Genomic DNA, 13,867 nt, shown 5'->3' on the forward strand with positions numbered 1-13,867 from the left:
ATTAACCGGTAGTGAAGCCGTTTGGCAAGTCGCGCGGTTGATGAGGTTCCTCGAGCACCCTTTCTACCCGGGCATTTCTGGGGCCGCCGTCTTTAAGCCAGGTAAGTAACGTCTGCACGTCATCCTCTTCACCACAGGCCAGCACTTCAACGCTGCCGTCATTCAGGTTCTTCGCATACCCCTTGAGCCCCAGTGCTTTGGCCTGATGTTGCGTGCTGTAGCGGAATCCCACCCCCTGAACCACACCGTGAACCCAGGCTTTTACGCAGACAGTAGTCATATTTCCTCTCCTTTCACGACGCAGATTGCATTTTAACGGTTGGCACCGGACAATAACCGCTGATTCTTTACTGTATAAGCATAGCAAATATGACTGTTCGTTTGATTCTTGCCAAAGGACGTGAAAAATCCTTACTTCGCCGCCATCCGTGGATCTTTTCTGGTGCTGTTGCTCGTCTTGAGGGAAAAGCCGAGTCGGGTGAAACGATTGACGTCTGTGACAGCCAGGGCAACTGGCTGGCTCATGCTGCATGGTCACCCGTGTCGCAGATCTCTGCCCGTGTCTGGAGCTGGGAACAGGACGAGGCGATTGATACCGACTTCTTTATCCGCCGTCTTAAGGCTGCGCAGTCTCTGCGTGACTGGCTGGCAGCGCGCGATAACCTCGACAGCTATCGCCTGATTGCCGGTGAATCTGACGGTCTGCCTGGCGTGACCATTGACCGTTACGGCAAGTTCCTGGTCCTGCAACTGCTGTCGGCTGGCGCAGAATATCAACGTGCAGCGCTGATCTCCGCGCTGCAGAGCTGCTACCCGGACTGTGCGATTTACGATCGCTCGGACGTTGCAGTGCGTAAAAAAGAAGGTCTTGAACTGACTCAGGGCAACGTCCTTGGCGATACGCCGCCAGAGCAGTTACCGATTGTTGAGCATGGCATGAAGTTACTGGTCGATATCCAGGGTGGCCACAAGACCGGTTACTACCTCGATCAGCGTGACAGCCGTATGGCGACTCGCCGCTATGCGAAAGATCGCCGGGTGCTGAACTGCTTCTCTTACACCGGAGGTTTTGCAGTTTCCGCTCTGATGGGCGACTGTAAACAGGTTATCAGCGTCGATACGTCACAAGGCGCGCTGGATATTGCTCGCCAGAACGTTGAACTGAACGGGCTGGATCTCTCGAAAGCCGAGTTCCTGCGCGATGACGTGTTTAAGCTGCTGCGCCGCTACCGTGATAACGGTGAGAAATTCGATCTGATCGTGATGGACCCGCCGAAGTTTGTCGAAAACAAAAATCAGCTGGCCGGTGCTTGCCGCGGCTATAAAGACATCAATATGCTGGCGATGCAACTGTTGAACCCGGACGGCATGCTGCTGACCTTCTCCTGCTCAGGGCTGATGCCAACCGATCTCTTCCAGAAAATCATTGCCGATGCCGCGCTTGATGCTCAACGTGATGTACAATTTATAGAGCAGTTCCGGCAGGCGGCCGATCATCCGGTGATCGCCAGCTATCCGGAAGGCATGTACCTGAAAGGATTTGCCTGCCGCGTCCTGTGACTTGAAAAAGCTGTCCCTGCCCCCATCTTGGTAGCAGGGCACTGTTTCTCAGGAGGTCACGATGATTGCCAGCAAATTTGGACTCGGACAACAGGTGCGGCATAAGCTGCACGGTTTCCTCGGTGTAGTGGTAGATGTGGATGCGGAATATTCACTGGACGATGATCCGGAAGAGGATGAGGTGGCCACCAGCGAATCGCTGCGTGAAGCGCCATGGTATCATGTCGTGATGGAGAATGAAGACGGCGAGACCGTTCATACTTATCTGGCTGAAGCCCAGCTCTCGTGGGAGCTGCCGGGCGACCATCCGGAACAACCTTCCATGGATGAACTGGCCGCGTCAATTCGCGAACAGTTGCAGGCGCCACGCCTCAGGAACTAATGCAAAATCCCCGCCTGGCGGGGTTTTTTTAGCCTTTTTCCAGTCCTAAGCGCGGGATCTCGATTTTAGGGCAACGATCCATCACCACCTTTAACCCCGCTTCTCCCGCCAGCACCGCAGCCTGCTCGTTAATCACCCCAAGCTGAAGCCACAGAGATTTCGCCCCCACCGCAATCGCTTCCTGAGCGACACCCCATGCCGCTTCGGCATTACGGAACACATCCACCATGTCAATCGGTTCAGGAATGTCTTCCAGCTTTGCGTAAACTTTTTGTCCCTGCAGCGTCTGGCCTGCCAGCTTTGGGCTGACCGGCGTCACTTTATATCCCTGCGACAGCAGATAAGCCATCACGCCATAACTGGCCCTGGCGGGTTTATCACTCGCTCCAACCAGCGCGATATGTTTGGTCGAGGTCAAAATATCGGCAATTATTTTATCTTGCATGCAGCTCTCCTTATCAGACTGATTAACAGTTTATGCGCAGTGTGGCTGTTGGGAAAACAGCTCAGGCAGAAGATGCCAATTCCTGAATATAAAGCACGAATAAATATGTTAAAATGTTAATATGCTGCCATACTGAAAGACTTTGATACACTCGACGAGTTTGCCTGCCCTCGCCTCTGGAGAATAAATGAAGCTGCGTTTGGTCATTACAGGCGTTTTAGCTTTGCTGGTTGCGACTACGGTCCCTGCTACGACGCTGAAACTTGCCCCTGATATTGACCTGTTGGTGCTGGACGGCCGAAAAATTTCTGGTTCGTTATTAAAAGGTGCTGAAGGGCTCGAACTCGAGCAGGGACAGCATCAGGTATTATTTCGCGTCGAGAAAAGCCTGAAAAAAGATGCTCAAATGGCCACGCCATGGGTCTCTACCCCATTGATCGTCACGTTCACCTCTCAGGCTAAATCAGTCACCATCACGTTGCCGCCGCTAACCACCACCGCGCAGGGAAAAATGTTCGATAAACATCCCACTTTCCAGCTGCTAAACGAGCATGGCGCGGTTGTTGAGAGTCAGCAAGACCATTTGCTGGTCAAAGCAGACAATAACTATGAGCAGGCCATGGTGGTGTACAACCTGAAAGGCAACGTCGCCTCAGTACCCCGCTTTGCCCAGGGACAAACCTCCACCACCCCAATCAGTAATGATTCCCAGGACTTTGCCAACGGCAACCATGCCGGCAGTCGGGTATTGCAGCTGTGGTATCAACAGGTTGATTCCGCCACCCGCCAACGTTTTGTGATGCTGATGCGCGCCCTGCGTACCAGTTGATGTCTGCACGCCTTCCGCCTACACTCGATACGCTTTATCAGGCAGTTCCCCTCATCTGATTGACGTGAAACCAGGAAGCCGGAATGGATCAGACCACCCGTAAAATTCAGGAAAAGAAACACATTGCGCTGGTTGCGCATGACCATTGCAAAACATCGTTGATGGAGTGGGTCGATATACACAAAGACGTGTTACAGGCTCATACCCTTTATGCGACAGGCACCACGGGCAACCTTGTCCAGCGTGCAACTGGCCTGCCGGTGACGGCAATGTTGAGTGGCCCAATGGGCGGCGACCAGCAGGTGGGTGCCTTGATTTCCGAAGGGAAAATTGATGTGCTGTTCTTTTTCTGGGATCCGCTAAACGCCGTGCCACACGATCCAGACGTTAAGGCGTTATTGCGGCTGGCAACAGTATGGAATATTCCAGTGGCGACCAACCGCGCAACCGCCGACTTTATTATCCGCTCACCGTTATTCGCACAGGCGGTTGATATCATCATTCCAGATTATCAGCGCTATTTGCAGGAGCGTCTGAAGTAAACTGATGAGCGTGCGGCGGCACGCTCTTCCCGCCAATTTAAGGTTTACGCAGCACCGGAACACCCAGCCGCTTAATTTCTTCCACAAATCCCGATGGGTTCTCTTTATTAAACAGCAGCCACACCTGCTGCTTCGCACGCGTTATGGCGACATACGCTAACCTGCGCTCTTCTGCATCGGGGAAGTCTTCCGGCTGGGGTAACAACGCCTGCTCCATTACGGACTCTCTGGCCGCGGCGGGGAAGCCATCCTTGCCGGTTTGCAAACCCAGCAAAATCACATAATCCGCCTGCTGCCCTTTACTGGCATGGATGGTGGTGAAATCAATCCGCAATTTTGGCCAGCGGGTTTTGGCTTTTTCCAATACCGCCGGGCGGATGTGGTGATAACGGGCAAGGATCAAAATCCGCTCATCGGCGGTGGCATAGCCGCTGATTTTATTCAGCAACGCCTCCAGCTGATCTTCCGGCAGGAGGGAAATCGACTTTTTATTGCCTTTGGTCAGGCTGTTCAGCGGTTTATTCAATTGATGCGGGTTGCTCTGCACAAACTTATTGGCAATTTCACCAATCCGATCGTTAAAGCGGTAGGTGGTATCCAGCACGCAGCGGTCGCCCTCACCAAAGTGATGATGGAACGCGGTGGTCAGGGTCATCTCAGCCCCGCTGAAGCGATAGATCGCCTGCCAGTCATCGCCAACGGCAAACAGCGCCGTTTGCTTGTTCTGTCTTCTGAGAGCGGCGAGCAGCGCCGCACGCTGAGGCGAGATATCCTGGAATTCATCGACCAGAATGTGCTTCCACGGGCTGATAAACCGGCCTTTATCAAGGATGTTGACCGCCTGATGGATCAAGCCGGAGAAATCTACCGCCCCTTCTTCCTTCAGCGCGCTTTTCCAGGCCTTCATCAAAGGCGCCATCAGCTTCACACGTTTGGAAAAGAGATCGCGCACCTCTTCAGGGGCTGATTCAATCATTGCCGCCTGCGCGCCGCCATGCATTCGCATCAATCCAAGCCAGCGTTCAAGCCTGCTGGCCAGACGTTTGGCAAGCCGCTCTTCTTTCCAGTAATCACCTTCGCCGATTTCCCACTTCAGCTCGTCCTGCAACCATTGCCGCCAGCCATTGGCATGGGCTTTCTTTTCCCCACACTGTTGGCGCCAGACGTCAATTAACAGCTTATGGCGCAGCGTCGTATCGGTTTCAAGCTTGCTGATGGAAGGGGATTTATTGCTGCCCTGCTGGATAATGTTTAAAGCCAGTGAGTGAAACGTGCGGGCCTGAATACCGTCGGTATTCAGCCGGGCTTTGATGCGCTCGTTCATCTCTTCAGCCGCCTGACGACCAAAGGCAAGCAGCAGGATCTGTTCTGCGCTGGCTTGCTTGCGCATCAGTAACCATCCTGCGCGGGCGACCAGCACGGATGTTTTGCCGCTCCCCGCCCCCGCCAGCACCAGTAGCGCATCCTCACCATTCACCACCGCTTTTGCCTGGGAATTGTTGAGAGGTGACGTCTCAACGGTATTGAAGAAATCGGCGTACTGCGCCAGCATTTCTTCTGACCACTGACCGTTACGCTTCTGCCGTTGTGCATCGCTGTTATTCAGCCAGGCGAGGCTGAACTGATAGTTTTCGCGACAGTTATCAAACTCATCCAGACGCTCTACCGGCAGTGGCAATGAGGAGAACGCCTCCTGAATGGCGGTACGCCAGCCGGCCATATCGCTGCGCTTCAACCATTTATCCTGCTGTTCACCCTCCTGTAAGTGGGTGACCAGTTGCTGCAAGACCTCAGAGGAGACCAGGCTCATCTCCTCACTCCATTGCTGCCAGGCCTGGTTGAGGTAATGATAAAAACGTTGGGTTTCCTGCCATTCGGTGCCGTGCAGGCGCACGACTTTATCTTCAGGCAGGGCAAATTCAAGTTCGCCCCAAACCATCCCGCGTTTACATTTGATGGCTAATAGCTGGTTAAACGGAATAAGGTATTCATGTTTTTCACCACTCACCTCAACGCCTGCGGCCAACATTCGTACCCGATTGTAGGGATGCTGCGCCAGATGTTTGCCCAGCGACGTTGCTTTCAGTTCCATGACCTGCCTCTGGCTGTGGTTGCTTTTAATGGGCTGTAGTTTAGCTGGCAGGAGTGTACCGCTCCAGAGTTAAAACGCGCTACAATCAACGCATTGTATTTTTGAGCTCCGCGCTCTGTTAGGGAAACGACCAATGCGTACTGTTTTAAACATTCTGAATTTTATTCTGGGCGGTTTTCTGACCACGCTTTCGTGGCTGTTTGCGACCGTTGTCAGCATCATTTTTATTTTTACCTTACCGCTCACCCGTTCCTGCTGGGAAATCACCAAGCTTTCGTTACTGCCTTACGGTAACGAAGCCGTGCATGTAGATGAGCTGGAGCCCGGCCGCAAAAATGCGTTGATGAATTCGGGCGGCACGCTGCTGAATATCATCTGGCTGGTCTTCTTTGGCTGGTGGCTGTGCGTGATGCATATCATGACCGGTATCGCCCAGTGCATCACTATCATCGGAATTCCGGTTGGGATTGCGAATTTCAAAATCGCCGCCATCGCATTATGGCCGGTAGGCCGCCGCGTCGTCAGCGTCGAAGTGGCACAAGCCGCGCGTGAAGTTAACGCCCGCAGCCGGTTCAACTAGTTTCTGATGCGCTTATCGTTAAGCTCAAGGCTGCGGCGCTACGCCTATAACACTGCGCTGCTGTACAACCTGCGTATTTTTATCGCCCTTGTGGGTACCGCAGGTGTGCCCTGGTGGTTGAATCAAATCACCTGGACCATTCCGCTGACGTTAGGCGTGGTGGCTGCGGCTCTGGCAGACCTTGACGATCGCCTCAGTGGACGGCTGCGAAATCTGGTCATCACTCTGGTCTGCTTCTGCATTGCGTCCGTCTCTGTTGAACTTCTTTCTCCGTATCCCTGGCTATTTATCCTCGGTCTTGCCGTGTCGACCTGGGGTTTCATTCTGCTTGGCGCGTTGGGACAGCGCTATGCCACGATTGCCTTTGGCGCGCTGCTGATCGCTATCTATACCCTGCTGGGCCTTGGGCTTTTCCCTCAGTGGTATCTGCAACCTTCCCTGCTGCTGGTCGGCGCTATCTGGTATAACCTGCTGACGCTTACCGGACACGTTATCTTTCCCGTCCGTCCATTACAGGAAAATATCGCCCGCAGCTTTGAAGGGCTGGCAGTATATCTGGAGGCAAAAGCGGGGTTGTTCGACCCGGATATCGAAGAAAACGAAAATGCGTCACTGATCGACGTAGCCATGGCCAACAGTCAGCTGGTGGCGACACTCAACCAGGCAAAAATTTCGATTCAGTCCCGCTTACGTGGGGACCGGGGACAACGCAGCACGCGCAGAACGCTGCATTATTACTTTGTCGCTCAGGACATTCATGAGCGTGCCAGCTCTTCCCATGCGCAATACCACGCGCTGCGGCAGGAATACCGTTACAGCGATATTCTGTTTCGCTTTCAACGCCTGCTGACGCTGCAGGCAAAGGCCTGCCAACAGTTGGCAAACTGCATTTTGCTACGCGAAACCTATCAGCATAACAGCCGCTTTGAGCGAACCTTCCTTCACCTCAACGCCGCGCTGGATCGTCTTGCTGCTGCCCGTCCAGGGGGCAATGACGTCAAAGCCATGCACTATTTGTTAAATAACCTCAAAGCCATAGACGCCCAACTGGCGACAATTGAATCAGAGCAAATTCTGGAAAGCCATCATGAGAATCATGATCAAACGCTCTCCAGCGAAGGATTAACCGGTTGGGCCGATATTCGTTTACGTATCAGCCGCCATTTATCGCCAGAATCCCCGCTTTTCCGCCATGCGGTGCGGATGTCCCTGCTGTTGTGTGCCGGCTATGGGTTTGTTCAGCTGACTGGCCTTGAGCACGGCTATTGGATCCTGCTGACAAGCCTGTTTGTCTGCCAGCCGAACTACAATGCCACCAAACGCAGATTAGCATTGCGTATTGTGGGAACCGTGGCGGGTATCGTACTTGGTTTGCCCTTACTGTGGCTGGTGCCTTCTGTCGAGGGGCAGCTGATACTGATCGTGGTTACCGGCGTGTTGTTCTTCGCCTTCCGTCAGTCGCAATATGCTCATGCCACAATGTTTATCACCTTGCTGGTGCTGTTCTGTTTCAACCTGCTGGGTGAAGGGTTTGAGATTGCCCTGCCCCGCATCTTTGATACGTTGTTAGGCTGCGGCATTGCCTGGCTGGCGGTGGCATTCCTCTGGCCAGACTGGCGTTTTCGTCGGCTGTCTTCGGTTGCAGAACGCACGCTGACCGCTAACTGCCGCTATCTGGATGCCATCCTGGTTCAGTATCATCAGGGAAAAGACAACCGGCTGGACTACCGTATCGCCCGCCGTGACGCCCACAACGGTGATGCTGAGCTGGCTTCAGTGGTATCTAACATCTCCGCAGAAAAGAATGCTTCCGCCTCGTTGCGGGAAGCGGCGTTTCGTCTGCTGTGCCTAAACCACTCCTTCCTCAGCTATATCTCGGCGCTGGGCGCGCACCGGGAAAAGATCACACGGCCAGCCATGCTGCAATTAATGGATGATGCCGTCTGCTACGTCGATGATGTGCTGCATATTGATCTTATCGATGAACAAAAAACCCAAAGATTGTTGTCCAGCCTCTCTGAGCGACTGGCAGCAACGGAAGCCGACCCGGAAACCAAAGAGCCGCTGGTGCTTCAGCAAGTTGGTCTGTTGATCGCCCTACTGCCAGAAATCGCTCAGTTAAAAAAACAGGTCCTGGAAACTTAACGTTTTCTCAGTTCGCTCAGCGTCTGGTACAGCAAGGTTTCGCGGTGCCAGCCCCTGAGCTCTTCTTTGATTGCCACCGGCAGTGCTTCACAATGAAGCCCCTCGATGGCCCCCTGTAACGCAAAAAGGATATTTACCCCCAGACTTTTATTTTTCTCATGCATTTTTAACCAACTGCGCTTTGCGCCCAGCTGCTTTAACATCTCTGCGTTAGCGATACCTACCCGCCTGAGCTGCACTTCCAGTTTCATACTGAGATTAGGCAAATCCTTCAGCCGCCCCGAGTTTTGATGCAGTTTTTTATCCTGCATCGCCCCTTTTAGACACAATTGACAGAGCGCAATCAACTGTTCAGGCTCGGACCAAAGCGGGTTGTCAACGCGGTAGTATTCCAGCGCGACAGGGATCCCCCTTTTGTTAAACATCAACGGTTTCATCTTACGTTCAATGATATACGGTCTCACTTCTTCACAGGCCCTAAGATAGAGATCGCCCTCACTGACGAGCGCAAAGACCACGCTTTCCACTGATAAACTGTAGCCACCAAACTGGCTACGGCTATCTATCACGCCCAGCGAAGAAAGCTGACGTTTTGCCCTGATAATATTGCTTTTTGAGTCCTTCATATTCCGCATCCTTAACGTTGTAAGACATCCTGGTGTTTCTCCTTTCCTGCAGAAAAAAAATAGGCAATCGCCGTTACAAGTTCAATGAATGATTTGCTTTGCACCCTATCGATTTGTGTTTTTGCGAGGCGTTTTCAAAAAAATAAGGTTGATCTTTGGACACCCCCGCTATACTGTACATCCATACAGTAACCCTGCGAGCGAAGCCAATATGCAAACTCATTCCCTGAAATCTTCTTCTGTTAAAACTGGTGTGCGGACTGCTCCAGACTGTGCGAAAGCCCAGCCTGCAGCTGCGGCGGGCTTAATCAGTGAGCTGACTTACAGCGAGAATCAGCCTGCTATGACGCAAATGCTGCTGTTGCCCTTACTGCAACAGTTAGGAACTCAATCACGCTGGCAGTTGTGGTTGACGCCCCATCAAAAATTGAGCCGTAGCTGGTTGATCGAATCAGGGTTACCGCTGGATAAAGTGATGCAGATTCATCATTCCGGTGCTATTACTACCGTAGAAGCGATGATCAAAGCATTACAGACGGGAAATTACAGTGTGGTTTTGGGTTGGTTAACGGGCGAGATCACCTTAGAAGATCGTCAGCGGCTGCAAAAAGCGGCATTTGCTGGCAAAGCTTTGGGGCTGATTATGCGACCCGATCGGATCAATTCCGCCTCCTCCAGACCGTTTAATGGCTTAAAAATTCACTCTACTTTGTATCATTAAGTAAAAATAAGAAATTTCTCACGAGAAAATTCTGCAGCCGGCTCGTTAAGCCCCTGATTATGCTATGAGCCTGCGGGACAATGGTTTAGCGCCATTTTCCCCTCAGGTTTTACCTGTATAACCCGTCTGCAGATGTGTAAATTTGTGTACGAAAGCCTATTTTTTTGCTGACCGTCGTCACATCATACTTGTAAGTTTGCTGGTACGTTGTAGACTTTACGTCGCCAGGGTGCTCAATAATCTCCATTTTTTGGATGAGTCACAATCGAGCTTTATAACCCGGCGAAGGATTAATCAAAGAGCTAATTAAAGCTCATTGCCTATTTGGATGATAACGAGGCGCAATAATGAAAAAGACAGCTATCGCAATTGCAGTGGCACTGGCTGGCTTCGCTACCGTAGCGCAGGCCGCTCCTAAAGATAACACCTGGTATACTGGTGCAAAACTGGGTTGGTCTCAGTACCATGACACTGGTTACTACGGTAACGGTTATGCAAACAATGACGGCCCAACTCACGAAAGCCAGCTTGGTGCAGGTGCTTTCGGTGGCTACCAGGCTAACCAATACCTGGGCTTCGAACTGGGTTATGACTGGCTGGGACGTATGCCTAACAAAGGCAACGTAACTAACGGCGCATTCAAAGCACAGGGCGTTCAGCTGGCTGCTAAACTGAGCTACCCAATCACTGACGATCTGGACGTGTACACGCGTCTGGGCGGCATGGTATGGCGTGCAGACTCTACTCAGCAGAACACCATTACTGGCAACCGCCAGAGCGACCACGACACCGGTGTTTCTCCACTGGCTGCCGTTGGTGTTGAATACGCACTGACTCAGAACTGGGCAACCCGTCTGGATTACCAGTGGGTTAACAACATCGGTGATGCACAGACCGTTGGTGCTCGTCCAGACAACGGCATGTTAGCACTGGGTGTTTCTTACCGTTTCGGTCAGGACGAAGCTGCTGCTCCAGCACCAGCTCCAGCGCCTGCTCCAGCGCCAGTTGTTGAAACCAAGCGTTTCACTCTGAAATCAGACGTTCTGTTCACCTTCAACAAAGCTTCCCTGAAGCCAGAAGGTCAGCAGGCTCTGGATCAGCTGTACACCCAGCTGAGCTCACTGGATCCTAAAGATGGTTCTGTTGTTGTTCTGGGCTATACCGACCGTATCGGTTCTGACCAGTACAACCAGAAACTGTCCGAGAAACGTGCTCAGTCAGTAGTTGACTACCTCGTTTCTAAAGGCATCCCTTCTAACAAGATCTCTGCACGCGGTATGGGTGAATCCAACCCAGTTACCGGCAACACCTGTGACAGCGTGAAAGGCCGTAATGCCCTGATCGATTGCCTGGCACCGGATCGTCGCGTAGAAATCGAAGTTAAAGGCATCAAAGATGTTGTAACTCAGCCACAGGGCTAAGTTCTCTTTGATGAAAAAACCCCGCTTCGGCGGGGTTTTTTTTTGGTCTTTATTTTGTCTGCCAGAACCGGCGGAAGGCGCTTTACGGAAGAAACTAATCCGGCTTGCCGAGAATGGCCTGCAAATCTTGTTTCAAAGAAGACATCTGCGTGGCGTATTTTTCTTTACGTTCAGCATCTTCAATCAGCTGCACAATCGTTTCGGAAAGCGTGCTGTTACGACGTTGAGCCAGACCGGCCAGACGCTGCCAGACCAGATACTCCAGGTCGATAGATTTTTTGCGTGTGTGCTGATGTTCAGCATTAAAGTGACGCTTGCGACGGGCGCGAATGGTTTGTTTCATCCGGTTTTCGAGCGCCGGATTAATATGTTGAGCAATCCAGGTTAAGACATCAACCGGGCGATTCTCCATCGCCAGCAGTTCGTCCACCACCGCCTGAGCTGCACTGTATTCCAGATATCGGGTGATCGCTTCACCCTCCCGGTGTTTTTTCACCAAGTATTTCCATTTCCAACCGCTTTCAAGATTTTCCAGTTGCTGATATTTCATCGGAATCTCATGCTGATTTCGTGACGAGTTTAGAATAACAGCTTTTTTTAAGCATGCCGTAAAGAAAACGGGCTTGTTATCGCAATCTGCTGCTGAACATCGTTTGAAGTGTCACTCTACGGTGCTTAACAGGCTGAAATCTTGTATAATGCCGCTTTTACTCATTTCAGAAAAATACGATAACTTTGACCAACAACAGACTTGAATGGCGTGCTCTACAGCCCGATACAGAAAGCGTTCAGCCCCTCTTCCTGCAGGCGCCTGAAGACGACGCCAGCTGCTTTGATGCCGTGCAATCACGCCTGTTTAATGGCCTGAGTCTGCTGCTGCAATCGCCGGCAAAATTGCCGCTGATGCTGATTAAAACAGCTGAAAACGTCGAATATCAGGCTTTACTGCAAGATGTCCTTTCTGGCCTCAGCGAAGATGATGAGGTGACGTTACAGGGAGGCCATTACCAGATTGACGGTATGTCGGTCACCTGGCGTGCTGCGGAAACGGAGCAGGATAACTTTGCCAGCACCGGTGGCATTCATCGTGCTGACTGGATTGAGGCAGAACAGCTACTGGGTTGTGTACGTTGGTATAACAACCAGCTGACGCTTGAACCGGGACTGGTTCATCGGGCCAACGGTGGCACACTGATTTTGTCGCTGCGGACGTTAATTGCCCAGCCACTGCTGTGGCTTCGCATTCGACAAATTCTCACCACACAACGCTTTGACTGGCACTCCCCTGACGAGACGCGCCCGTTACCGGTCGCTATCCCCTCTATGCCACTGCAGTTTCGCCTGGTCCTGACCGGCGACCGTGACGTGCTGGCAGATTTCCAGGAGATGGAACCGGAAATGGCGGCCCTCTGCCTCTATGCGGAATTCGAAGAGAATATCCAGATTGTAGATGGCGAAGAGTTCAGCCTTTGGGTGAAATGGGTGTTGAACGTGGCCACGACCGAAGGCTATGGCCCGATTGCGGAAGACTTCTGGCCGGTGTTGATCCGAGAAGCCGTCCGCTACACAGGCGATCAGGATACGTTGCCGTTGGATCCCTCCTGGATAGCACGCCAATTGCTGGAAGCGGCGATGTACAGCCCGGATCAATCGGTTAATGGCGAGCAGCTGCAAACCGCGCTTGAAACGCGTTCATGGCGCGAAGGTTTCCTTGCCGAACGCGTGCGTGATGAGATCCTGCTCGATCAGATCCTGATCGAAACTGAAGGCACAATGGTCGGTCAGATCAACGCCCTGTCGGTGATCGAGTTCCCTGGGCATCCCCGTGCTTTCGGCGAACCTTCACGCATCAGCTGTGTCGTGCATGTCGGTGACGGTGAATTCACCGACGTTGAACGTAAGGCTGAATTAGGCGGAAATATTCATGCGAAAGGCATGATGATTATGCAGGCCTGGCTGATCTCTGAGCTGGAGCTTGAGCAGCAACTGCCTTTCTCTGCCTCCATCGTGTTTGAACAATCCTATTCAGAAGTGGACGGCGACAGCGCCTCGCTGGCGGAGCTTTGCGCGCTGATTAGCGCCCTCTCCGGTCAGCCAGTGACCCAACAAATTGCCGTAACCGGTTCGGTCGATCAATTTGGTCGGGTGCAGCCTGTCGGCGGACTGAACGAAAAAATCGAAGGGTTTTTCCACATCTGTAATCAACGTACGCTGAACGGCACTCAGGGGATCATTATGCCTCTGGCAAATGTTCGCCATCTGTCATTACAGCAGGAAGTTGTTGATGCGGTTCGGGAAGGCAAATTCCATATCTGGGCGGTCAGCAGTGTGGAAGAAGCGTTGCCGATTTTGACCGGTGCAGAGTGGGATAAGGAAGAAGGTCCATGCCTGCTCAGGTTGATTCAGGAGCGTATCGCTCAGATCAATCATCAGGATGGACGTCATCGTCCGTGGCCGTTGCGCTGGTTAAACTGGTTCAACCACAGCTGATCGGACTTGTTCAGCTTACAGCTGTAAGCTAGAC

Annotated in this window: 14 protein-coding genes; 9 read left to right on the top strand and 5 right to left on the bottom strand. The window is 52.4% G+C overall.

Features of this window, described 5'->3' with window-relative positions; genetic code table 11:
• Window position 1 precedes the first annotated feature (1 nt).
• Window positions 2-280, bottom strand: a complete 279-nt coding sequence (yccX, locus tag AC1UKS_RS13965) for an acylphosphatase (RefSeq protein WP_482434105.1) — start codon at window positions 278-280, stop codon at window positions 2-4.
• Window positions 281-369: 89 nt separating this feature from the next.
• Between yccX and rlmI the strand changes: the two genes are divergently transcribed.
• Entirely contained in the window at window positions 370-1,560 is a 1,191-nt protein-coding gene (gene rlmI / locus AC1UKS_RS13970; RefSeq protein WP_338569501.1) for a 23S rRNA (cytosine(1962)-C(5))-methyltransferase RlmI, read from the top strand.
• Window positions 1,561-1,621: 61 nt separating this feature from the next.
• The gene (gene hspQ, locus AC1UKS_RS13975) at window positions 1,622-1,942 is read left to right on the top strand and encodes a heat shock protein HspQ (protein ID WP_013201574.1); all 321 of its coding nucleotides are present in this window, start codon (window positions 1,622-1,624) and stop codon (window positions 1,940-1,942) included.
• Between the two features lie 28 nt (window positions 1,943-1,970).
• On the opposite strand, the gene AC1UKS_RS13980 is transcribed toward hspQ, so the two are convergent.
• Window positions 1,971-2,387, bottom strand: coding sequence for a CoA-binding protein (locus AC1UKS_RS13980; protein ID WP_265911979.1), 417 nt, complete (start codon window positions 2,385-2,387; stop codon window positions 1,971-1,973).
• Between the two features lie 187 nt (window positions 2,388-2,574).
• On the opposite strand from AC1UKS_RS13980, the gene AC1UKS_RS13985 reads away from it, so the two are divergent.
• Both AC1UKS_RS13985 and mgsA read left to right on the top strand, forming a co-directional pair.
• Window positions 2,575-3,216 (top strand): YccT family protein, encoded by a 642-nt coding sequence (locus AC1UKS_RS13985; RefSeq protein WP_265911976.1) that lies wholly within the window; start codon window positions 2,575-2,577, stop codon window positions 3,214-3,216.
• Window positions 3,217-3,299: 83 nt separating this feature from the next.
• The gene (gene mgsA / locus AC1UKS_RS13990; RefSeq protein WP_013201571.1) at window positions 3,300-3,758 is read left to right on the top strand and encodes a methylglyoxal synthase; all 459 of its coding nucleotides are present in this window, start codon (window positions 3,300-3,302) and stop codon (window positions 3,756-3,758) included.
• Between the two features lie 37 nt (window positions 3,759-3,795).
• Here mgsA and helD read toward each other — a convergent pair whose 3' ends face one another.
• Window positions 3,796-5,850: a DNA helicase IV gene (gene helD, locus AC1UKS_RS13995; RefSeq protein ID WP_482434108.1), complete on the bottom strand. Its 2,055-nt coding sequence runs from the start codon at window positions 5,848-5,850 to the stop codon at window positions 3,796-3,798.
• A 133-nt stretch (window positions 5,851-5,983) separates the two neighbouring features.
• Between helD and AC1UKS_RS14000 the strand changes: the two genes are divergently transcribed.
• Entirely contained in the window at window positions 5,984-6,430 is a 447-nt protein-coding gene (locus tag AC1UKS_RS14000) for a YccF domain-containing protein (protein WP_482434109.1), read from the top strand.
• Between the two features lie 6 nt (window positions 6,431-6,436).
• Window positions 6,437-8,575: a YccS family putative transporter gene (yccS, locus tag AC1UKS_RS14005; protein ID WP_482434110.1), complete on the top strand. Its 2,139-nt coding sequence runs from the start codon at window positions 6,437-6,439 to the stop codon at window positions 8,573-8,575.
• Here the strand turns inward: yccS and AC1UKS_RS14010 are convergent.
• Window positions 8,572-9,201 (bottom strand): TfoX/Sxy family DNA transformation protein, encoded by a 630-nt coding sequence (locus AC1UKS_RS14010; protein WP_482434111.1) that lies wholly within the window; start codon window positions 9,199-9,201, stop codon window positions 8,572-8,574. The two genes, yccS and AC1UKS_RS14010, sit on opposite strands and share 4 nt — an antisense overlap.
• Window positions 9,202-9,412: 211 nt before the next feature.
• Between AC1UKS_RS14010 and sulA the strand changes: the two genes are divergently transcribed.
• Together sulA and ompA are read left to right on the top strand one after the other, a co-directional pair.
• The gene (gene sulA / locus AC1UKS_RS14015) at window positions 9,413-9,922 is read left to right on the top strand and encodes an SOS-induced cell division inhibitor SulA (RefSeq protein ID WP_265911965.1); all 510 of its coding nucleotides are present in this window, start codon (window positions 9,413-9,415) and stop codon (window positions 9,920-9,922) included.
• A 347-nt stretch (window positions 9,923-10,269) separates the two neighbouring features.
• Window positions 10,270-11,343, top strand: a complete 1,074-nt coding sequence (ompA, locus tag AC1UKS_RS14020; RefSeq protein WP_013201565.1) for a porin OmpA — start codon at window positions 10,270-10,272, stop codon at window positions 11,341-11,343.
• A 94-nt stretch (window positions 11,344-11,437) separates the two neighbouring features.
• On the opposite strand, the gene matP is transcribed toward ompA, so the two are convergent.
• Window positions 11,438-11,893 carry a macrodomain Ter protein MatP gene (gene matP / locus AC1UKS_RS14025; RefSeq protein ID WP_013201564.1) on the bottom strand — a complete coding sequence of 152 codons (456 nt, stop codon included), beginning with the start codon at window positions 11,891-11,893 and terminating at the stop codon, window positions 11,438-11,440.
• Between the two features lie 185 nt (window positions 11,894-12,078).
• Here matP and AC1UKS_RS14030 point away from each other — a divergent pair, with 185 nt between their 5' ends.
• Window positions 12,079-13,833: an AAA family ATPase gene (locus AC1UKS_RS14030; RefSeq protein WP_482434112.1), complete on the top strand. Its 1,755-nt coding sequence runs from the start codon at window positions 12,079-12,081 to the stop codon at window positions 13,831-13,833.
• The last annotated feature ends 34 nt before the right edge of the window (window positions 13,834-13,867 follow it).

The sequence above is a fragment of the Erwinia sp. AK-PDG3-5 genome (genome assembly GCF_056821705.1).